15 protein-coding genes, 1 pseudogene and 1 riboswitch are annotated in these 21,965 nt (G+C 50.5%); of the genes and pseudogenes, 1 reads left to right on the forward strand and 15 read right to left on the reverse strand.

What is annotated here, in order from left to right:
• Positions 1–173 precede the first annotated feature (173 nt).
• From metE to RQP50_RS10395, 5 genes are all read right to left on the reverse strand, one after another.
• Entirely contained in the window at positions 174–2,498 is a 2,325-nt protein-coding gene (metE, locus tag RQP50_RS10375; RefSeq protein WP_315745748.1) for a 5-methyltetrahydropteroyltriglutamate--homocysteine S-methyltransferase, read from the reverse strand.
• 321 nt (positions 2,499–2,819) lie between these two features.
• Positions 2,820–3,010, reverse strand: a riboswitch (cobalamin riboswitch).
• A gap of 212 nt (positions 3,011–3,222) precedes the next feature.
• Positions 3,223–3,513 (reverse strand): HesB/YadR/YfhF family protein, encoded by a 291-nt coding sequence (locus tag RQP50_RS10380; RefSeq protein WP_021256452.1) that lies wholly within the window; start codon positions 3,511–3,513, stop codon positions 3,223–3,225.
• Positions 3,514–3,703: 190 nt separating this feature from the next.
• Complete coding sequence (locus RQP50_RS10385) at positions 3,704–6,118, reverse strand: heavy metal translocating P-type ATPase (protein WP_315745346.1); 2,415 nt, start codon at positions 6,116–6,118, stop codon at positions 3,704–3,706.
• A gap of 137 nt (positions 6,119–6,255) precedes the next feature.
• On the reverse strand, positions 6,256–6,456 hold the full coding sequence (locus tag RQP50_RS10390; protein ID WP_021262381.1) for a cation transporter: 201 nt from the start codon (positions 6,454–6,456) through the stop codon (positions 6,256–6,258).
• 48 nt (positions 6,457–6,504) lie between these two features.
• The gene (locus RQP50_RS10395) at positions 6,505–6,897 is read right to left on the reverse strand and encodes a metal-sensitive transcriptional regulator (protein WP_083189303.1); all 393 of its coding nucleotides are present in this window, start codon (positions 6,895–6,897) and stop codon (positions 6,505–6,507) included.
• 223 nt (positions 6,898–7,120) lie between these two features.
• On the opposite strand from RQP50_RS10395, the gene RQP50_RS10400 reads away from it, so the two are divergent.
• A complete protein-coding gene (locus tag RQP50_RS10400) occupies positions 7,121–8,074 on the forward strand; it encodes an L-lactate dehydrogenase (RefSeq protein WP_065292260.1) in 954 nt (317 codons plus the stop codon).
• Between the two features lie 61 nt (positions 8,075–8,135).
• Here the strand turns inward: RQP50_RS10400 and RQP50_RS10405 are convergent, their stop codons facing one another.
• The 10 genes and pseudogenes from RQP50_RS10405 to RQP50_RS10455 all read right to left on the reverse strand — a co-directional run bounded on the left by RQP50_RS10405 (position 8,136) and on the right by RQP50_RS10455 (position 21,860).
• Complete coding sequence (locus RQP50_RS10405; RefSeq protein WP_028531164.1) at positions 8,136–8,849, reverse strand: lysophospholipid acyltransferase family protein; 714 nt, start codon at positions 8,847–8,849, stop codon at positions 8,136–8,138.
• A 106-nt stretch (positions 8,850–8,955) separates the two neighbouring features.
• Positions 8,956–9,975: a P1 family peptidase gene (locus RQP50_RS10410; RefSeq protein WP_315745749.1), complete on the reverse strand. Its 1,020-nt coding sequence runs from the start codon at positions 9,973–9,975 to the stop codon at positions 8,956–8,958.
• Between the two features lie 303 nt (positions 9,976–10,278).
• Positions 10,279–11,142 carry an SMP-30/gluconolactonase/LRE family protein gene (locus RQP50_RS10415; protein ID WP_315745354.1) on the reverse strand — a complete coding sequence of 288 codons (864 nt, stop codon included), beginning with the start codon at positions 11,140–11,142 and terminating at the stop codon, positions 10,279–10,281.
• Positions 11,143–11,366: 224 nt separating this feature from the next.
• The gene (locus RQP50_RS10420; protein ID WP_021256460.1) at positions 11,367–12,863 is read right to left on the reverse strand and encodes a nicotinate phosphoribosyltransferase; all 1,497 of its coding nucleotides are present in this window, start codon (positions 12,861–12,863) and stop codon (positions 11,367–11,369) included.
• A gap of 51 nt (positions 12,864–12,914) precedes the next feature.
• Complete coding sequence (locus RQP50_RS10425) at positions 12,915–13,466, reverse strand: cysteine hydrolase family protein (RefSeq protein WP_028531167.1); 552 nt, start codon at positions 13,464–13,466, stop codon at positions 12,915–12,917.
• A gap of 77 nt (positions 13,467–13,543) precedes the next feature.
• On the reverse strand, positions 13,544–13,969 hold the full coding sequence (locus tag RQP50_RS10430; RefSeq protein WP_072728726.1) for a PaaI family thioesterase: 426 nt from the start codon (positions 13,967–13,969) through the stop codon (positions 13,544–13,546).
• Positions 13,970–14,130: 161 nt separating this feature from the next.
• Positions 14,131–15,873 carry a long-chain-fatty-acid--CoA ligase gene (locus tag RQP50_RS10435; protein ID WP_315745358.1) on the reverse strand — a complete coding sequence of 581 codons (1,743 nt, stop codon included), beginning with the start codon at positions 15,871–15,873 and terminating at the stop codon, positions 14,131–14,133.
• A gap of 80 nt (positions 15,874–15,953) precedes the next feature.
• Complete coding sequence (locus RQP50_RS10440) at positions 15,954–17,771, reverse strand: acyl-CoA dehydrogenase family protein (protein ID WP_315745360.1); 1,818 nt, start codon at positions 17,769–17,771, stop codon at positions 15,954–15,956.
• Between the two features lie 83 nt (positions 17,772–17,854).
• A pseudogene (locus RQP50_RS10445) lies at positions 17,855–19,121 on the reverse strand (acetyl-CoA C-acyltransferase).
• Between the two features lie 318 nt (positions 19,122–19,439).
• Positions 19,440–21,860, reverse strand: a complete 2,421-nt coding sequence (locus RQP50_RS10455) for a 3-hydroxyacyl-CoA dehydrogenase/enoyl-CoA hydratase family protein (protein ID WP_315745364.1) — start codon at positions 21,858–21,860, stop codon at positions 19,440–19,442.
• Positions 21,861–21,965 lie beyond the last annotated feature (105 nt).

Below are 21,965 nucleotides of genomic sequence, written 5' to 3' on the forward strand. Positions count from 1 at the left end.
AAAATGTCGATTTACCATATATTACGTATTTTAAATTTGAAGGTTTCACGTTATAAAAAAAGACCATCTCTGCATGGCAGTCGCGATGACTGCAAGAGATGGCCTTTCCCTATGATAATGAAGAAATATGGAAGGTCTCTGTGCGCGCGATGAAAACTAGCGAGGATCAGTTCTTATGCTTCAGTCGATACTGCCGCTTCATGGCGTGCGCGAGCAAGCTTCGTTGCTTCTACCATGTTGCGCAGTGCAGCTACCGTCTCCGGCTCGCGGCGCGTCTTCAGACCACAGTCTGGGTTAATCCAGAACGTCTCAACCGGCAGGACACGAAGCGCCTGCTCGATGATCCGATCAATCTCGTCTACAGCAGGCACACGTGGACTGTGAATATCATATACACCCAGACCAATGCCAAGCTCATAGCTCTGCTCCTCCAGAGTAGCAATCATATCGCCGCCGCTGCGTGCCGTTTCGAGCGAGATCACGTCCGCATCCATCTTGCGGATCGTATCGACCATGTCGGAGAAGTCGCAATAGCACATATGCGTGTGTACTTGCGTCTCAGGCGCTGCTCCGCATGTTGCAAGCCGGAAAGCAAGCACTGCCCAATCCGTATAATAGACAGCATCCTCCGCCTTAAGCGGCATACCTTCCTTCACTGCGGGCTCATCGACCTGGATCATGCCAATGCCTGCATTCTCCAGTGCTGCAATCTCTTGGCGAAGCGCGTACGCCAGCTGGAATGCCGCCTGCTCGCGAGGAATGTCGTCACGAACGAACGACCAGTTCAAGATCGTTACAGGGCCCGTAAGCATCCCCTTAACCGGCTGAGACGTCAAGGACTGTGCAAATGCCGTTTCCTTCACCGTCATCGCCTCTGTGAACGCCACATCTCCGTACAGAACCGGTGGTTTTACACAGCGCGAGCCATAGGATTGAACCCAGCCGAACTTCGTGAATGCGAATCCGTCCAGCTTCTCGCCAAAGTATTCGACCATGTCCGTGCGTTCGAATTCACCATGTACCAGCACGTCAATGCCGATCTCTTCCTGAATGCGAATCCAGCGTGTCATTTCCTCTTCCAAATAGGTTTCATACGTCTTCGCATCCCATTCTCCCTTGCGGAAGCGAAGGCGCGCGCGCCGGATATCCGCCGATTGCGGCATACTGCCAATCGTTGTGGTCGGCAGCAGCGGAAGCGATGGCCAGCGCTTGCGCTGAAGCTCCTTGCGTTCCTCGAATGGAAGACGTTCAATTCCTTTTTCCTTCTCCGTACGAAGCAGTTCTTCCAACGCTTGAACGACTTGCGGACGCTGTCTTGACGGCTCCGTCCGCCATGCTTGAACACGAGCACCGCTCTCTGCTAACGCTGCACGTGTCTCTTCACTCGGGCTTGAGAAATGGCGCGCAAGCAGAGCAGTCTCATCCAGTTTCTCATCCGCGAATGCCAATGCCTCGCGCACTGGTGCTGGCAGCTCAGTTTCCCGCTCCGCCGTGAGTGGTACATGAAGCAGGCTGCATGATGGCTGAATAATCCAGCGTTCCTTCGGTACAATCTCTTCCACAGACTCCAGCCATACTGCAGCAGCCGCCAAGTCCGTACGCCAAATATTGCGGCCATCAATAATGCCGACAGCAAGCTGCTTCTGCGCAGGGAATCCGAATTGACGAAGCGCTGCTTCATTTCTCCCTTTATCATGAACAAAGTCTAATCCGAGCGTATCCACCGGAAGCGATACGAACGCTTCGTAGTCGGACACCGCATCGAAGTAGGTCTGAACCCAGAACGATAAGCTTGGTGCTGCCTTGCGCAATTCGGCATAGACTTCCTTCACAGCAGCCCAATGCTCACTTGGCATTTCCAGCACGAATGCAGGTTCATCCAATTGCACAGCCTGCACACCTTCACCCTCCAACTCGCTAAGCAACTGTCCGTATACCCCTACGAATTGGCGAAGAACGTTCAGGCGCTCTTCCGGTTTAATCCCTTTAATAAAGCGGACATAAGTATATGGCCCGATGATGACTGGCTTACCTTCAATGCCATGAATCTGCTTCGCTTGGCGATAGGCTTGCAGCGGGCGATTGACCGTAAGCTGCGGCGCCTTGCCTTCCCATTCCGGCACAATGTAGTGATAGTTCGTATTAAACCACTTCGTCATCTCGCAAGCTACCGCATCCTGTGTACCGCGAGCCAAGGCGAACAGCAAATCTGCGTTAACTTCTCCACCATCATATGCAAACCGTGACGGAATCAATCCGAATGTGGCCGTCATATCAAGCACATGATCATACCAGGAGTAATCATTTACTGGAATCAGGTCAATGCCAGCGTCCTGCATCGTCTTCAGCCGAACATCATTGATGCGCGCCAATTCTTCTTCCAGCTGCTGAACAGAACTATTCCCAGCCCAATATTGCTCCAATGCCTTCTTCCATTCCCGGTCGTATCCGATCCGAGGGTAACCTGCTGTGCTTGTCTTGATTGAATGAACTGTCATCATACTGCCCCTCTCCATGAGTCATTTTGCCGTACGGGATATAATTGGACAATTTCTATCGCTTAACACGGAATTAAGATTGCAGTTGAGCGCTCTATCCCACCATATGTGACTTTATCACTCAGACTTCAGAATTTCATTGCATCCCAATATGCAAAAAAGACATTCCTGTCCAACAACAGAAATGTCTCGTAAACGTCCATGAAGTCATAGTGGAATAGATCGATCCTTCCGTCTCATTAGCAGACTGCCCTCATGCTAAGAGGAATCGAAAACCGATATCCATGCTTACGAACACTTCCCTATCTCCCGTAGGTACGAACAGTGTTGTCAAAACAGGCAGGTCTCCTGGCTTCAGCTTCATTGGCCTTTGCAGCCTTCCCGATCGATTACGACCAGTGGCTCTCTCGCAATACCTCAACTGTCACAGTGGCGGGACCGCGCCGGATTTTCAACCGGCTTCCCTATTAAGCTTCGACGTTACCCGAAGCACCTGTTTCCTCCTATTCAATTGCATTGAAAGTCGCAGTCACGCTTCCCCCAATTGAGAACGATTATATATCTAACCAGAACGAATGACAAGGATTTTTTCTCATCTCTAACCAAAATAAACAAATCCCGGAGCTGTCACATTATCTTCATTAAACTCCGATTCACTAAGCTTCTATCCATGCACAATAGGCGAGCCTCTCGGCTCGCCTATTGATGATTACGGGTTGATGCGCTAGATGACCATTCCTTCATGCAGAAAGACAATATCTTCACCTTTCTCATCTAGCGTCAATTCACGATTATCCAAGAACCATACATCATTTTGCTCCATAAAGAACGTAATGCCGTTCACAACTTCCGTCACTGCTGGATATTGCGGACTGTCTTTCATGATGCCGAATGAATAAGGTCCTGAAGCACTGAATCCGCTGTAGCGGACGAATATGCGTACTGAGTCTCCTGCTGTGAATCCCCAATCAGCCAAAAAACGCTCGACTGCCTTCGCTGTAACGCGTAATTGCATGTTCAGACCTCCTTAATCATACCTTTCATCCGATTTGATCATACCATGTGGCCGCCACTTTTGTTAACACCAAAGTTGACAGTTCGTCAATGATCCGCATCATCATTACCGCATAATACGTTCGGCGATATGTTTATATGCTACCTTCTGTTTAGGAACATCACGATCTCTACCGAGAAATTGTGCCAGGTTACAGCTTGATGCGTTGAAGCCGCAGTGCATTCAGTACAACGGATACCGAGCTGAAGGCCATAGCCGCTCCTGCAAGCCACGGGGCAAGCAATCCGATTGCTGCAATCGGGATGCCTATCGTATTGTATACGAGTGCCCAGAACAAGTTCTGCTTAATGTTGCGCATGGTACGGCGGCTCATCTCCATCGCATCCGCAATGCCGTTCAAGTCGCCACGCATTAAGGTTACGCCTGCCGTCTCCATTGCTACATCCGTACCTGTACCGATCGCGAACCCAATGTCCGCTGCTGCCAGAGCTGGCGCATCATTAATTCCATCGCCTACCATGGCGACGACACTGCCTCTCTGCTGCAGCTCGCGCACATGCTGTGCCTTCTGTTCAGGCAGCACCTCTGCAAATACATCATCAATCCCTACTTGTGACGCGATTGCTCTGGCCGTGCGGGTGTTGTCTCCTGTCATCATAACAACGCGTATCCCCATTTGATGCAGCCGCTCGATGGCCTTCTTCGAGGAAGCCTTCACTTGATCGGCAACGGCAACTATGCCTTTCCAGCTGCCATCAACAGCAATGAGCATTGCCGTCTTGCCTGCCTGCTCCATGTCTTGCAATGCTTCCTCCGCATCGCCGCTTGCTACCCCGTTCTTCTCCATCCATCTGCGTGTGCCGACAATGATCTGATGCCCATTCACCTCAGCCGCTATTCCATATCCAGGTTCAGCTCGGAATGAATCCGGTTCAACCGTGCTGATTCCTTGCTCCGACAATCCCTTCACAATCGCCTGTGCCAATGGATGCTCGGACTGCTTCTCAGCAGATGCCAGTAAGGTCAAGAGTTCTGTCTTCTCGTCTTCATTCCCATCATGCAGTACAACATCTGTAAGCGAAGGAGCTCCTTCTGTTACGGTTCCTGTCTTGTCGAGCACAACCGTCTGCACCCGATAGGCACCTTCCAGATGTTCGCCGCCACGGAATAGTACACCATATTCCGCAGCACGTCCGGTTCCCGCCATAATCGACGTTGGCGTTGCCAAGCCGAGCGCACACGGGCAAGCAATTACGAGTACGGCAATGGTACGAGACAAGGCTACACCGAAGTTGCCTGGTTCAACAGCGAAATACCAAATTAAGAATACAAGCACCGCAATTCCAACGACTATCGGCACGAAGATGCCTGATATTTTATCAGCGATCCGCTGAATCGGAGCCTTGGAGCCCTGCGCCTCCTCAACGATTTTAATAATTTGCGAGAGCGCCGTCTCGGAGCCGACCTGAGTCGCTCTCATCGTAAATGCCCCCTGCGCATTCACGGTAGCCCCATATACATTATCGCCAGCTTGCTTCTCAACAGGGACGCTTTCACCGGTAAGCATGGATTCATCCACGGTCGATGTCCCGCTAACTACAATGCCGTCTACCGGTACTTTCTCACCTGGGCGAACAAGTACGAGATCCCCACTTGCCACATCTTCCACAGGCACTTCCACTTGTTCACCGTCGCGCACAACGGTTGCCGTTTTGGCACGCAGCCCCATCAAAGCTCGGATCGCTTGAGAAGACCGCCCTTTAGCTGAAGCCTCCAGCCATTTCCCCAGAAGAATGAGCGTAATGAGAACAGCACTCGTCTCAAAATACATCTCAGGATGGTGAAGCTCGCCAATCTGCCATTGCCACGCCAAGTACACACTGTACACATAGGCTGAGGTCGTACCGAGCGCAACAAGCACATCCATATTGGCGCTCCCACTGCGGAGTGCCTTAAATGCCCCAACGTAGAAGCGTGCCCCTATAATAAATTGAACCGGCGCTGCCAGTACCATTTGCACCCAAGGGTGCATGAACCATTCCGGCACCCAAATCCATGAAGTGAAAGAAAAATGTCCCACCATGGACCACAGTAGTGGAATGGACAATAGGGCAGAGACGAGGAACGTATTACGCAATCGACGCATATTCCGCTGTGTTGGCGATTCCTGTTCACTCTCGCCTTCTTCCTTCTTCAGCCGCCCCGTATAACCTAGCTGGGAGATCTTATTCAATATATCTTCTTGCTTCAGTCCGATATAGGTGACCTTCGCCGTCTCCGTTGCTAAATTGACTGCTGCCGTCTGTATTCCCTGCATACGGCTCAGCCCCTTCTCAATGCGAGTGGAGCAAGCGGCACAAGTCATTCCTTCAATTTGCAAATCCAACGTTTCTACCGGAACCTTGTATCCGAGATGCTCGATCTTATCAACGACTTGCTGCAAGGTTACTGCATCACCGTCATATTGCACGGCCGCTCGTTCTGAAGCAAGATTGACAGATGCTTCTGCGATGCCGTCCATACGATTCAAGCCTTTTTCAATTCGTGTTGCACATGCGGCACAGGTCATTCCTTCAATCGGCAACGTTGCTTGCTTTTCTGCCATTGTCATGTCCTCCTTATCCTTCTCAAACATACCCCTATACCCTATATTTGATTCCAAAAGAAAACTCCTCTGAAGGAGTGTTCTTTGCAGTAATCAATCAGCGTATTCAGCATAATATGAGAATCGGCGCCTAATCATTAAACGACGTCATAACCTTGATCCTCAATTGCCTCACGGATTTGTTCCGGCTTTACTTTGGACTCATCATAAGATACGGTTACTTGCTTCGCAGCCAAATCAACCTGTGCAGTTGCACCTGTACCTTCTACTGCACGTTCTACTGCTTGCTTGCAGTGCCCGCATGTCATCCCTTCTACTGTCCATGTTTCGTTAACCATCATACTTCCTCCTCTGTCGTCCATTCCTTAAGGGAACAGGCCATGTTCTTATTTTAGTAATTTATGAATCGTTGTTAGCAGCTCGTCAATGACTTCCGGCTCCCCGTCTTGCAATCGCTCAACGACACAACTCTTCATATGCCCTTCGAGCAGCAATTTGCCAACTGAATGAAGTGCAGACTGGATGGATGCGATTTGATTCAGCACATCGTCACAGTAGGTATCTTTTTCAATCATGGATTTCACGCCTCGCACCTGACCTTCAATGCGATTCAAGCGGTGAACCAGCTTCTTCTTCATCTCATCCGAGTGATGACTCTTCCGCTTCCCGTCTGGAGTGTGGTGCTCGCACCCTTCTTCACTTGCATGGCAAGCATCTTCTGTACCAAAAGCAGCGGTCATCACGTCATCGACTTGTTCATCGATACGTTCGTTTGACATTTGTGTATCACCACCTCATGCATTAACTATACTATACCCCCCTACCCTATGCAAGCCCTTTTTTTGAAGGTTGCTTCTTCAGCTAACTCAAATTTCTCGCTATGGTAAATTAGGGTTGGTTATTTCTTCGGAAAATGGTTAAAATTTAAGTGTTAGTCTGGCTTCAGGCCCATTGTCTAACAGATGAACTTATTGTTATTACTTTCGAGGAGGCACACTTATTATGACCCAAATGACAAAAGTGTCCCGCGTCGCGTTGATCGGATCGGGCTTTGTTGGCTCCAGTTACGCGTTCGCGTTGTTCAATCAAGGGTTGGCCGCTGAGCTAGTCATTATCGACGCTAACCGCAAAAAAGCAGAAGGAGATGCGATGGACTTGAATCATGGTCTTCCGTTCGCATCCAATATGCGCATATGGGCTGGAGACTATAGCGATTGCAAGGATGCTGACCTCGTTGTCATTACAGCAGGTGCGAACCAAGCACCAGGAGAAACACGTCTTGATCTAATCGGCAAGAATGCGAACATCTTCAAATCGATCGTTACTTCCGTCATGGAGAGCGGCTTTGATGGATTGTTCCTGGTTGCAACAAATCCAGTCGATGTTCTTACATATGCAACCTGGAAATACTCAGGTCTGCCTGCTCATCGCGTCATCGGCTCTGGTACAATTTTGGATACCGCACGTCTGCGTTATTTGCTCGGCGAAAAAATCGGCGTTGATCCGCGCAACGTCCATGCCTACATTATGGGCGAACATGGAGACACTGAGCTCCCTGCGTGGAGCAATGTCAGCATTGGCGGCCAGCCGCTCGAGCACTATCGCAAGACGCATGGAGAGCCGACACAGGAAGAATTGGATGATATCTTCCTGAATGTACGCGATGCTGCTTATCACATCATCGAGCGTAAAGGGGCTACCTACTACGGAATCGCAATGGGCTTGGCTCGCTTGACAAAGGCTATTCTGAAGAATGAGAACTCTGTGCTGTCCGTATCTGCCTTGCTGACCGGACAATATGGTCTGGATGATGTGTACATCGGCGTTCCTGCCGTCGTAAATCGCCAAGGAATCCGCGATATATACGAGCTTCACCTGTCTGAAGACGAGATGCAGAAGCTTCATCATTCCGCAGGCGTGCTTAAGCAAGCAATATCATCGGTATTCCCGAAATAGTGTTGGTTGTTGATTCTGAATAAACGAAAGGCGCACTGTCCGTAGACGGTGCGCCTTTCTATTACGCATTCACAATCATTGTACGTACTTGCTCTGGAAGCTCCGCAGCCTCCTCCTTCGACAGGCCAGCTGTCGATACTGGAGGAAGAACGGTTACCTCCACATGGGCAGGACTAATCCAATTCCCATTCGCCTCCATCAGCTTGTAAGAACCAGATATCCGAACAGGCACAATAGGGAACCCTGTCTTCGTAGCGACGCGGAAGCCGCCATTTTTGAACTCACCGATGTGTTCACTCTTGCTTCGTGTTCCTTCAGGGAAGATGACGATCGGATGCCCGCTTTCTACGAGCTTGCCCGCCTCATTCAGACTGTTCATGGCTTGGCGTACGTTGCTGCGGTCAACGAAAATGCAGCGCAAGTACTTCATCCACACACGAATGAACGGCAGCTTCGCCAGCTCTGCCTTGGCCATCAGCGCCTTCGGCTTGCCAACATGCCCAAGCATGATCGGCACATCGAAATTCCCTTGATGATTTGAGATAAAGACGGCTCCGCCTTCTGGGATATGCTCCAATCCACGAACCGTTACCTTCGCACCGGCTACACGCAGCAATGACCGCGCCCATTTTCCGACCTGCTTGGCCGTGTACGCATCCAGTTCTTCATACCGACCTTGCTTGTATAGTCGATTGGCCTTCCACATCCCAGGAATAATGAAAAGTAAATAAAGCCAAAAATAAATAAACCAAATCAATGTTCGTATGAATTTCATGATGTGATGTAATTCCCCTCTACAACGTATCGATGTAAAATGCCATTATTAAATCATTCCTGTTATGCACATCAAGCTAGACTATCAAGCTATTCTATCAAACCAGTCAATCAAGCCACTCTTGTGAGCAAGGCACACCCTCAACGGAGTTCGCTGCAATGATGGCATTATGGACGGCATAAGCGAGCACCTCTGCTGCCCACATGCCCGCCAGATCAACAGAGGCGTCTATTCCGCCTGTTGTCATCGCGAACACTGTATCTCCGTCATACATCGTATGGACAGGATAAATGGTACGAGCCAAGCCATTATGCGCCATTTGTGCAATTTTCGTCATTTCGGTCTTTGTGAATGTTCCATTGCAAGCGACTGCGGCAATTGTCGTATTTGTCCCCGGCTTCATCGTCGCTTGGAAGGGATTAGCCAATTGCGTTAGGAAAGACAACGGATCAATGAACTGTCCCTTCTCATCCGCTCTTGCCCCAGCTAATGTTATACCATGCTTCGGATGTCTCACTTCGCCAACTGCATTGACAGCAACAGCCGCACCAATAACAAGACCATTTGGCAATTGTACAGAAGCCGTACCAAATCCGCCCTTCATTGCTCGTTCCACTCCCGCGAACTTGCCAAGCGTTGCACCTGCGCCAGCACCTACATTGCCTTCGGCAATCGCTTCAGACGTCGCATTCTCAACAGCCGAATAACCCATCTCTGCAGTTGGTACGACTGTCGGATTGCCTATCGCCAAGTCAAATAAAATAGCTGATGGAACAATTGGCACCTTGGCAACGCCGACATCAAGCCCAATCCCCTGCTCCTGCAAGCGCTGCATAACCCCTTGTGCAGCAGCGAGTCCAAATGCGCTTCCGCCGCTGAGACACAATGCATGAATATGCTGAACGAGAGCGGTTGGCTGCAGTAACTCCGTTTCACGGGTGCCAGGCGCTGATCCCCTGACATCAACGCCGCATACAGCCCCTTGTTCTGCTACAATGACTGTACAGCCTGTATGTGCCTCATTATCATGCGCATGCCCGACAACAATACCTGGTACATCCGTGATTGCGCCAGGATAGCGAGCAAGCTTGCCCCCAGGTTTGATATTCCAATGGGAAGATTGCATATTCGCACCCTTTTCTGTCACCGTTGTTAGATGTCTATATCCGGTTCTCATGATTCGATGATGCATGAAGCGACCCGCTGTGAGAATCATACGACATACATGATGCCCGTACCTCGCAGGTGACTCGTCGAACTTTGTACATTCATGCCGATTCATGCCTAATTCTGCGCTTTCCCGAGAAATAATAGGCTGTACTCCTCGAGTTCTGTCCAAGCGCATCTATTATCTATAATTTAACCCAAGCCCCATTCCGTTCATCAAGAAGAGAGAGGAGCCCGCTGCTAGGGCTCCTCTTATTATTAATTATACGAGTCCGAATAGACGTCGGCAGCGGCCAGGACGATTCGCTCGGAATCGCTCGACATTACCTTGATCCATGATCGTGACGTATACCGTACAGCCGTCTTCGCCGCCGAATGTTACATTCGTGCAGTTGCTTCCATGGAGGCGGATCTCCTCTATCACGGTTCCGTCTGGAGCAAGAACCGCGACTGTTCCTTTGCCGAAGCGTGCGACATACAGGTTGCCGTCAACATCACATCGCATGCCATCCAATCCAAAATCGGGGAACTGATGGAACAGACGCTTTTTCGAGATGCTGCCATCCTCCTGGAGATCATATACCCAGATCCGTCGTTGAACCGATTCATTGACATAGAGCAAGCGTTCATCTGGGCTAACCTCGATGCCATTGGTCGTACCCATCCCTGATTCCAGGAGCGTCATTTCTCCATCTGGACGAATACGCCAGATTTGCCCTGTATCATCGGCCCACTTCGGATCGCTGGCAAACACAATATCATTTCCCATGATCGCAATATCGTTCGGTTGATTCATCGTTGGATCATGTGCCAGAACGTGCAGTTCCTTCGTCACGAAGGAATAGCGGAATACGTGATGCCCTGCATAATCCGCAATGCACATGTCTCCATTGCGAGTAAAGCGTATACCATTGCCAATGCATCCCTCAGGCAGCTCCAAGAATACGGAGCATTCGCCTTCTGGCGTTACCTTGCCAATCGTGCCCTGCCGTTCGTAATTGACAGCATACAAGTTGCCTTCCTTATCGCAAGCAGGTCCCTCTATGCCTTGTGTAAATCCATGCTGTGGCGTAAATATCTCACTGCTTCGCATCTGAATTCCGGATCCATCAAACGTCTGATTCATGCAATCTCACTCTCCCTATTCGCATGTACATCATTTACAACGTTAACGATCTTGCAAGTGATAGGACTGAACAGAGACAAATGCTATCACAGTTGCCCTTGCAGCATGACAGCGATTCTATCCCCGCTTCCTAGCCTGAATCTACATTACTCTCAACACGAACTTCTGGAAGCTTGTATAAATGAATCAATGAATGATACTTGTCCAACAATTGTTCCCGCTAATTAATCATGATCTTCCATATCACCGGCATCCATTTGGAATGTACGCCATTTTTCCTTCTCTTGAACATGTGATTCAATCATGTCGCGCTTCAGTTCCCAAGCCTTCGTGCTTACGTCAACATGATACTGCTCCGGATTCGACTTGCGCAAATATTCCGGCCAGAACAGCTGAAGCTGCTCCTTATGGTAATTACGGATTTCTTCCAGATTCGGACGCTCATAGACTAGTTTGCCGTCCCGATATACAGGTTGAAGCAGCAGTTCTGCTTCATAGTGCTCTACATACTTGTGCAAATATGGATGGATCGGATCGAACAACTTAATCTTTGCCCGACGTTTTACCTCATCTTCTTCAGAGAGGCAAATGTAATCCGCAATTGCTTTTTTCTTCTTCTTATGAATTATGCGGTATACATCTTTCTTGCCTGGTGTCGTTACCTTCTCAGGATTAGCCGAAATCTTGATTGTCGGCTTCATCTCGCCGTTCACTTCACGCGATACGAGCTTGTACACTCCGCCAAGAGATGGCTGATCCGCTGCAGTAATAAGCTGCGTACCAACTCCCCACATATCCACGCGGGCACCCTGTGATTTCAAGTCTGAGATGGTATATTCATCCAGGTCATTGGACGCACATATTTGTACATCCTTCAAACCAGCATCATCCAACAACTTGCGGGCTTGAATCGACAAATAGGCAATATCGCCGCTATCGAGTCGGATGGCTTGCAGCTTCTTCCCTTTCTTCTCCAACTCCATACCAATCTGAATGGCATTCGGTATTCCACTGTGCAGCGTATCATACGTATCAACGAGCAGCGTCACCTGATCAGGCAATGCTTCAGCGAACACTTGGAATGCCTCTTCCTCGCTCTCGAAGCTCTGCACCCATGCGTGTGCATGCGTACCTTTTGTCGGAATGCCGAATCTGCGGCCTGCCAGCATGTTGGACGTTGCATGGAAGCCAGCCAAGTAAGCGGCGCGTGCCCCCCATAGAGCTGCGTCGGCTTCCTGTGCACGACGTGTGCCGAATTCCATCAGAATATCAGTGGAAGCAACATGCTTGATGCGCGATGCCTTCGTTGCAATGAGTGTCTGGAAGTTCATGAAGTTCAGCAGTGCCGTCTCAATCAGCTGAGTCTCGAACACGCGTCCTTCAACGCGAATAAGCGGTTCATTCGCAAATACAAGCGTACCTTCCCGAACCGCATCGATCTGTCCCGTAAAGCGGAAGTTGCGCAGTTCCTCCAGAAATGCTTCCTCGTACTGCTCCTCCTGCATGCCGAGATACTCAATATCTTCTGTTGTAAAATGCAAGCGTTCAATATATTCAACGATGCGCTCAAGGCCAGCGAACACAGCATACCCGTTATGGAAGGGCAGCTTGCGGAAAAAAGCTTCGAACACAGTCTGCTGATTGTGAGTGCCATTTTTCCAGTGTGCATACATCATATTAATTTGATATTTATCTGTGTGTAGGGCCATTGATGTATTCATCAGGTCATCTCTCTTTCTACCACTTACCAGTCATACAGTATGCGGCATTAACTATTCTGTGCGGTACCCACTTATAATCTGAGCACCGAGTGAATTGCGGAAGTGCTGTAGCGCCCATTCATGCGCATGCTCATTGAAGGTGGCGACAGCATCCTCATGGACAATAATCTTATATCCCATATTATAAGCATCTACAGCTGTATGAAGCACGCAGATGTCCGTACATACTCCAACTAAATGGACTTCTTCAATCTGTCTTGCTCGCAGTCTCATATCAAGATCCGTGCCGCAGAATGAGCTGTATCTGGTCTTATCCATCCAGTATACTTCGGATTGATGGCGTTCGTATACTTCAGCTACTTGACCGTATAGATTGCGCCCATCCGTGCCCCTAATATTATGCGGCGGGAACAGAGCCGTTTCAGGATGGTAGGGATCTTGTTCTTCGTGCAGATCAACCGCCATCGTCACGAAATCTCCAGCATTCACGAAGGAATCTACCAACTCCGCAACACGATTCTCAATATGTACGGCCGGTTCCCCGCATGGAAGTCGGCCCAATACAAAATCATACGTATAATCTATGACAATCAATGCCTTCAATTCCGAATCCATCTCCTCTCCGAGACCTGATATCCGATAGTTAGCTTAACGTCATTATGACAAATCGGTGCTAAATGTCAACCTCCCGCGCGTTGACCTCTCACGTGGAAAGTCCCCGTTGCCATCGTGCCAAGCTCCCCTTGCTCATTCACTACCGTGCCTTGAAGCGTGAGCACGCGCTTCGTTGCATGAACGACATGCGCCCTTACTTCCAATATGCCTGCCTTCATTGGTCGCAGAAAGTTCACATTCAGGCTTCCGGTAACAATATTCGGATCTTGCTTGTATGCGGAAGCGGCGATTCCCATCGCATTATCAAGCAGGGAGGACAACACGCCCCCATGTACAATGCCTATCATATTCAAATGGTGAGCCTTCGCATCTAGCCGGAGGATCACTTCCTTCTCATCCGCTTGAACGAGCTCACAACCCAAATATCCCCAGAACGAAGACTGCGCACGTGCCTCTAATTCATCCCACTGCAGATTCTGCTCATTGCTCATGTTAGCCACCTCTCGATTCTTCCGCCATTATTTACCTAATAGTATACTAACATTATGCCCTTACTTCACTAACAAAATGTTAAAAGTAGAGAAGGCCGATCTCTATCAACGACCGGCCTTCCCCTTCTATCTTATCACAATGCATGCATATTGCGCAGCATCTACTCTTTGTCCTTGTCTGTATCATCTGATGCGATCCCATCCCGATGGCCATCGCGCTGCAGCCGGCGCTGGGCCTCTTCCTCCACTAGCTTGCGCCTTAGCACCTTGCCAACCATTGTTTTAGGCAGCTCCGCTCGGAATTCAATTTGCCGCGGAATCTTGAATGCAGCGAGCTTAGCCCGGCACCATCCTTCCAGTTCCTTCTCTGTAATCGCAGCTCCTTCCACTGGCACGATGAAGGCCTTGACTGTCTCCCCCCGATAAGGATCCGGCACACCGATGACAGCTGCCTCTTTTACCTGCGGGTGCTCGAACAGCACTTCTTCCACATCGCGCGGGAACACTTTAAATCCGCTTGCATTGATCATTTCCTTCATCCGATCGACGATTGAGAAGAACCCGTCGGCATCCATCTTGGCCATGTCGCCAGTATGCAGCCACCCCTCTTTCAACACATCTGCCGTCTCCTCAGGTCGATTCCAGTATCCCTTCATGATCTGCGGCCCTCGTACAGCCAGTTCGCCAATGGCGCCGACTGGCATCGACTCTCCAGTGTCTGGATTGACGATCTTAGCATCTGTATCGGGAAATGGAATGCCAATGGTTCCGATCTTCCGATATCCCCAGAGCGGATTCGCATGTGTAACCGGTGAAGCTTCCGTTAAGCCATAACCTTCAATCAACCGGCCTCCTGTAATGGCTTCGAACCGCTCTTGCACCTCCAATGGGAGTGGTGCAGAGCCAGACACGCACGCCTGCACAGACGAAAGGTCGTACTGTGCTACCTCCTTATGGTGGTTAATTGCAATGTACATCGTCGGAGCTCCCGGGAAGATCGTTGCTCTTTCCTTATGAATGCACTCGAGCACCTGCATCGTATCGAACCGAGGCAGCAGAATAAGCTTGCTTGCCAGATGTATTCCTAAATTGAGCAGTACCGTCAAGCCGAACACATGGAAGCATGGGAGTGCCGCAAGGAACGTTTCCTTGCCGCGCTGCGCGCGATAGAACCAATTTGACGTCTGCACCGTATTGGCAATCAAATTATAATGCGTCAGCATCACTCCCTTCGCTCTTCCGGTTGTGCCTCCTGTATATTGAATCATGGCGACATCCTGTTCGGCATCCACAGAATGCGCCTTCGTTAGGGGCGCACTTGATGCGAGCCATCGCTTATAGCGAACAACACCCGGAACATCAGGAATTGCGAGCGATTGGCCATCCTTCTTCATCTTCAATGGATACAACCAATTTTTTGGGAATGGCAAATAATCCCGAATAGAAGTAACAATCATGTGATTCAGCTTCGTCTTCTGCCTCACATGAAGTACACGAGCAAACAGCAAATCCAATGTAATGATCGCGGTTGCTCCGGAATCCTCCAGTTGGTGGGCCAATTCTCCCTCCATGTACAGCGGACTCGTCATCACCGCAATTCCACCCATCATCAATGTGCCGTAATAGGCTATGATCATTTGCGGGCAATTCGGCAGCATGATGGCAACCCGCTCTCCTGCACTCACACCAAGTGAGCGCAGGCCTCCAGCAAATTGATAGACAGAAGCGAGTAGTTCACGATACGTAAGCGTCTTTCCCATAAACTCAATAGCTGCGCGCTCGGGGAATTCTGCCGCAGCCTTCTCTAGAAGGTGGGCCACATTATGCTTCGGATAGTCGAACGACGGTGCTACTTCTTCGGGATAATGGCGCAGCCATGGCCTTTCATCAGAATAGGCATTCATGATGCTACTCCCCTTCCTCGTTCTAGTTGCGCTTCAGCATGCATCAGCGCATATTGATTGCATTGCTGCTCATTGTTAATCTAGACAACGGTGTAACGCTCGTTCGCAATAATGCGTGCAGCGATAGCCCGCTTCCGCGAGGTCAGGGATAATGGAGAAGTGCGGCTGAATTTCTTGAGCAGCGATAACTGCGTGCGAAGGATATCTCCTGATGCTGCTTCTTGAAGCGTTTCTTTGGCTCTCTGTTCAATTACCTGAAGCGCATCACGAACGAACACCTGTGTCATTTGCAGAGCAAGCGCAGCCTTCTCTTCACCTAAGCGGCTAACCAGCTTATCCGTTCGTAGAATCGCGCTTTCTGCTGCGTAAATATAAATCATCATGTCTGCGAGTGCGGAAAGAACCTCCTGCTCTTGCTCGATGCGCGTACCATACTTCTGAACCGCCGTTCCGCCCACAACGAGAAAGGCAGTTTTCATTTGGTTCAACAACTTATAAAGTTCAGCCATTGGGCCATCTTCTTCATCGCCAAGTGAAGGGCTGAATGCCAGAACCTCTTCCTGCAGCTGCTCTAGGCGCTCCATTAACGGAAGCTCACCCTTTAATGCTTTTTTCAGCAAGGTGCCAGGGATAAGCAGTCGATTAATCTCATTCGTGCCCTCGAATATCCGATTAATGCGTGCATCACGATAGATCCGCTCGACCTTGTATTCTTGGATGTAGCCATAACCGCCATGGATTTGCACGCCCTCATCCGCAATCGTGTTCAGTGCTTCACTGCCAAATACCTTAATAATGGAGCATTCAAGCGCAAACTCCGCGATTGCTTTGGCCGGAGATACGCCTGCATGGGCTGAATCTTGCGCTCCCGTACTAGAAGAGCCATCATTGACGTCTTGCAGCATCGCATCAATATATCCTGATGTTCGATATACCATGCTCTCTAACACATAGGTCAGCGTATTCATCTCCGCGAGCTTCTTCCCAATAAGCGGGAAACTGCTGATTGGCTTGCCGAACTGTGTGCGAGCATTCGCATATGCGGAAGCCAACTGGATCGTCTCCTTCGCCGCACCCAAACAACCTGCCCCCAGCTTGAATCTGCCTATGTTCAAAATATTAAATGCGATCAGATGCCCCTTGCCGATTTCGCCAAGCACATTTTCAATCGGAACACGGACATGATCGAAGTAAATCGGGCAGGTGGATGAGCCCTTGATCCCCATCTTTTTCTCTTCCGGCCCAACCGTAAATCCTTCCATGCTTCGCTCCACAATAAATGCTGTAAATTTCACACCATCTACCTTGGCATACACAATGAAAATATCTGCAAAACCTGCATTCGTAATATACAACTTCGATCCGCTCAGAATGTAATGAGTACCATCATCAGACAGCTTAGCCGATGTTCGTGCGCCGAGCGCATCAGAACCGGATGCTGGTTCTGTTAGACAATAGGCAGCGATCTTAGCGCCTGTCGCCAATTCAGGCAAATACGTGCGCTTCTGCTGATCCGTTCCAAAGTACACAATCGGCAGAGTGCCGATGCCAACATGAGCGCCAATGGACAATGCGAAGGAAGATGCACGAGCCAAGTTCTCATTGACAATCGTAGAACTTACCTTATCGAGACCAAGCCCCCCATAGGCTTCTGGGATATCTGTCGCTAACAGTCCAAGCTCTCCTGCCTTGCGCATCAATTGAACAGTCAGCTCATAATTAAGATGTTCAATATCCTCATCATGCGGCAGCACATCTCCCTCAACAAATGCCTGGGTCGTGTCCGCGAACAATCGCTGCTCCGAAGTGAAATCCTCTGGTGTTACTACCCACTCCAGATTCGGCTCGTCAATGACGAAGCCACCGCCTCTTACACGCGTCGTAGACGCAGCTTCCATGCTTCATTCCTCCGATCCATCCTCATTCTTGTACCCGCCATCTTCCCGTCTGGTACGATTCATGCAGACAAGTCTATGTGCCGTTAATCCTCATCTGAATCTTTCGATGCGACTGCAAGATCCTCACCGTTCTCTTCACGCGGCGGCAGAACCTCAAATACGCCTGCAGCCCCCATCCCGCCGCCGATGCACATGGACACAACACCAAGACCACCACCTCTGCGGCGCAGCTCATAAATGAGACTTGTGGTCAGCTTCGCGCCCGTGCAGCCAAGCGGATGACCAAGCGCAATCGCTCCACCATTTACATTCACAATGCTGTCATCAAGTCCCAGCTCCTGAATGACCGCAAGGCACTGTGCGGCAAATGCCTCATTTACCTCATAGAGCGCTACCTCTTCCTTCGTGATTCCTGCAAGGCGAAGCGCCTTCGGGATAGCTTCAACTGGTCCGATGCCCATCACTTCAGGCGGGACGCCCGCAACGGCAAACGAACGGTATACCGCGAGCGGTTCCAACCCTAGTTCTTCTGCCCGCTCCCGGCTCATTACCATGACCGCGGCCGCTCCATCGCTATACGGCGAGGAATTGCCAGCTGTTACAGAGCCCTGTGCGGCAAAAGACGGCTTCAGCTTGCGCAGCGTATCCTCATTTGTCTCTGGGCGAATGCATTCATCTATTCGAAAATCGATGGTCGTACTCTTCAGTTTGCCGCCTGCTTCCTCCCAAGTTCGCTTAGCCTGAACGGTCACCACTTCATCGTTGAATTTCCCGTCCGCATAGGCTTGAACAGCACGTTGATGGCTTCTTACCGCATATGCATCCTGCATCTCGCGGGTTATGCCAAATTGCTTGGCGACCCGTTCCGCTGTGTGACCCATACTGATATAGATCTCAGGACGTTCTTCAGAGATAACCGGATGAGGAGACAGCTTGAAGCCTGTCATTGGAACATGTGACATGCTCTCTACGCCTCCGGCGATAATGACATCCGCAGCTCCTGTCATAATCCGCTCCGCTGCATAGGCAATTGCCTGCAATCCGGATGAGCAGAATCGATTGATGGTGACCCCGGGAACCGTATGGGGCAGCCCCTGCATAAAGCGCGATTGTCCTCGCTACATTCAGCCCCTGCTCCCCCTCCGGCATCGCACAACCTAGAATGACATCATCTATGTCATGCTTCTCTAGTCCTGGGGTTCGCTCCAGCACCGCCTCAATGACGGTTCGTCCCAAATCCTCCGCTCTCGTGTCAGCCAGTGCTCCACGCTTTCCCTTGCCTACTGCTGTTCTTGCTGCCGCAACGATGACCACTTCTCTTAATGCTTTTGCAGGCGTATCCGCTACCATGCATATCCCCCTCTCACCCAATTGCCTTCCAGCAACAGAAACCAATGCCATCTCTCGCTGTTCTGCTGTTCTGCTGTTTTGCTGTTTTGCTGTTTTGCTGTTTTGCTGTTTTGCTGTTCTGTTGTTCTGTTGTTCTACTGTTCTGTTGTTCTACTGTTCTGTTGTTCTACTGTTCTGTTGTTCTACTGTTCTGTTGTTCTACTGTTCTGTTGTTCTACTGTTCTGTTGTTCCATTACTGGTTGCTTCTTTGTTTCTTTGCTGCTATCCAAACACTGCTCCGACCCTGCTTGCCAGTATGATGTCTAATTCGATATGCCCTAATTGCGCAGCGGCTTCCCCTTGCTCAGCATGTGCTGCATCCGCTGCTGTGTTTTCCGTTCTCCGCAAAGAGATAAGAAAGCTTCCCGCTCCAAGTCGAGCAGATGCGATTCAGATACGAGGCGATTGGCAGGCACGTCTCCACCTGTAAGTACACGTGCGAGCTTGCGAGCAATTAACGCATCGTGCTCACTTATGTAGCCGCCCTCCAGCATATTGGATACGGCTAACTGCAGAACGCCAAAGCCTTCCCGTCCAGCTACGCGTATAGATGGTCGACCAGCTTCCTGCACTTGCCCTACATACCCTGTCGATTCCATAGCAAGAACGGCCTGCTTCGCTTCATAGATGCGGCGCTGCTCCGCGAATAGCACACGATCTTGGGATCGTACATAGGCGAGTCGCAGTGCATCATGACCACTGTTCGACACTTTGGCCATGGCGATCGTCTCGAATGCGCGCACAAGTGATGCGTTCAGATCATCATCGGGATGCGGCAGCCGATGTGAGAGCGCAATCGCCGTTTCCTTGCAGCCTCCCCCACCAGGAATCAGTCCAACTCCGGTCTCCACTAGTCCGAAGTATGTCTCTGGACTGAACACAATCATATCGGCCGGCAGGCATGCCTCCACACCTCCGCCAAGTGTCATTCGGTGCGGTGCAGCAACGACGGGCCGCTGTAAGCCCTTCAGCTTCATCATCGCTCGCTGGAATTGGCGGATAATGAAGTCGATTTCGTCCCATTCCTCGGCCTGAGCCTCGCCGAGCAGAAGCATCACATTTGCCCCAACGCAGAAGTTGCGTCCCTCATTCGCAACAATAAGACCTCGGTAGTCACGCGCTACGATATCTACGCTCTTCTCGATCATGGATAAAATATCTTCCCCGATGGCATTGTTCGGAGAATGGAATTCCAGACAGGCCACATCATCGCCGACATCAATAAGACTCGCACCGCTATTGCGTGCGATTGTCCTTCCCTGTTCCTTCAAAGAGCGAAGCAATATCGATTGTTCACTCTCCACGGCTTGCTGCCATTCTCCTGCCGCGGCGAAGAACAATCCGCTGCTTCGCTGCTCATAGAACCGCTCGTGACCTTGTTCCAGCCATGCCTCCACCCAGTCCGGAATTTCTGTGTCCTCCGCCCTCATGCGTGCGACACTATCCCGAAGACCAATCGCATCCCAGCATTCAAATGGGCCCAGCTCCCAATTGAAGCCCCATCGCATTGCTTTATCAATATCCTCGATATGATCTGCAATTTCCCCTACCTTGGAAGCTGCATAGCACAATACCTGCTTCATCATGCTCCAGATGAACTGTGAACCTTGGTCACGGCCGCTGATTGCAGCTCTCAGCTTGGCTGCCGTCCCCTTCTCCCGCTTCGCCTGCTGCAGCGTCAACGAAGCAACCTGCTGCCTCGGCCCATACGTCCAATCCTGCCAACGCAGTGCATGGATCGGATCTTCTCCAGGTGAACCGCTGCGTACCTTGCGATAGAATCCTTGGCCGCTCTTCTCTCCTAGCCAGCCTCGTTCTACCATTTCTTTGAACCAAGGCGGCAGAGCAAACGCATTCCGCTCCGCTTCTGTCTCAGCATGCTCAGCCACATTGTTCGCTACATGGAGGAATGTATCTAGTCCGACGATATCCAGCGTTCGGAATGTAGCACTCTTCGGCCGCCCGATAATCGGCCCTGTTAAGGCATCGACCTCCTCGATGGTAAGACCGCACCGTTCCATTTCTTGAAGCGTGATCACCAAGCCGTACGTCCCAATTCGATTGGCAATGAAGTTAGGCGTGTCTTTGGCAATGACTACTCCCTTGCCCAGTCTGCGCTCACACCATTCCTTGGCCCCTTCTAATACCGACTGATTCGACAATGCATTCGGTATAAGCTCCACCAGATGCATGTATCGTGGCGGATTAAAGAAATGAGTGCCGACAAATGAACGCCTAAATGCTTCTGATCGCCCTTCCAACATGGATTCAAGGGAAATGCCTGACGTATTCGAGCTGATCAGCGTCCCTTCTTGCCAGTGGCGCTCTATTTGCGCCAGCACCGTGCGCTTCACGTCCACTCGTTCCGTGACCGCCTCAATAATCCAATCTACCTGCGCAAGTTCCTGCAAATGATCCGCTGTATTACCCGGTATGATACGCTCTGCGAACGCTTCCATATAGAGCGGTGCTGGGCTCGACTTCTTCAATCGCGCAATCGCTTGATTAGCGTGGCGGCTGCGGACATCCGGATGCTCCAGAGTCTTGCCTGCCTCCACTTCGTCCTCCGTCAGCTCTTCTGGCACGATATCTAATAACAGACATCGTATGCCTGCATTCGCCAAATGAGCTGCGATGGCGGCTCCCATTACCCCTGAGCCAATAACAGCTGCCCGTTGAACCTCATTCCATCGTTTCACCTCGGTACCCCTCCTACTGCATATGCATGATATAGCCTAGCTGCCTTTCATTTGCACGGACACACTTCCCCGCAATCTGTCCTTCTATATGCCTCACTCCTTCTC

This window comes from Paenibacillus suaedae (assembly GCF_032337355.1).
GTDB classification, from domain to species: domain Bacteria; phylum Bacillota; class Bacilli; order Paenibacillales; family Paenibacillaceae; genus Paenibacillus_B; species Paenibacillus_B suaedae.

Bases quoted from the DNA above. Each gene is read 5' to 3' on its own strand.
- metE (WP_315745748.1), bottom strand. From the start codon at position 2,498: ATGACAGTTCATTCAATCAAGACAAGCACAGCAGGTTACCCTCGGATC.
- RQP50_RS10380 (WP_021256452.1), bottom strand. From the start codon at position 3,513: ATGCAATTACGCGTTACAGCGAAGGCAGTCGAGCGTTTTTTGGCTGAT.
- RQP50_RS10385 (WP_315745346.1), bottom strand. From the start codon at position 6,118: ATGGCAGAAAAGCAAGCAACGTTGCCGATTGAAGGAATGACCTGTGCC.
- RQP50_RS10390 (WP_021262381.1), bottom strand. From the start codon at position 6,456: ATGGTTAACGAAACATGGACAGTAGAAGGGATGACATGCGGGCACTGC.
- RQP50_RS10395 (WP_083189303.1), bottom strand. From the start codon at position 6,897: ATGTCAAACGAACGTATCGATGAACAAGTCGATGACGTGATGACCGCT.
- RQP50_RS10400 (WP_065292260.1), top strand. From the start codon at position 7,121: ATGACCCAAATGACAAAAGTGTCCCGCGTCGCGTTGATCGGATCGGGC.
- RQP50_RS10405 (WP_028531164.1), bottom strand. From the start codon at position 8,849: ATGAAATTCATACGAACATTGATTTGGTTTATTTATTTTTGGCTTTAT.
- RQP50_RS10410 (WP_315745749.1), bottom strand. From the start codon at position 9,975: ATGCAATCTTCCCATTGGAATATCAAACCTGGGGGCAAGCTTGCTCGC.
- RQP50_RS10415 (WP_315745354.1), bottom strand. From the start codon at position 11,142: ATGAATCAGACGTTTGATGGATCCGGAATTCAGATGCGAAGCAGTGAG.
- RQP50_RS10420 (WP_021256460.1), bottom strand. From the start codon at position 12,863: ATGAATACATCAATGGCCCTACACACAGATAAATATCAAATTAATATG.
- RQP50_RS10430 (WP_072728726.1), bottom strand. From the start codon at position 13,969: ATGAGCAATGAGCAGAATCTGCAGTGGGATGAATTAGAGGCACGTGCG.
- RQP50_RS10435 (WP_315745358.1), bottom strand. From the start codon at position 15,873: ATGAATGCCTATTCTGATGAAAGGCCATGGCTGCGCCATTATCCCGAA.
- RQP50_RS10440 (WP_315745360.1), bottom strand. From the start codon at position 17,771: ATGGAAGCTGCGTCTACGACGCGTGTAAGAGGCGGTGGCTTCGTCATT.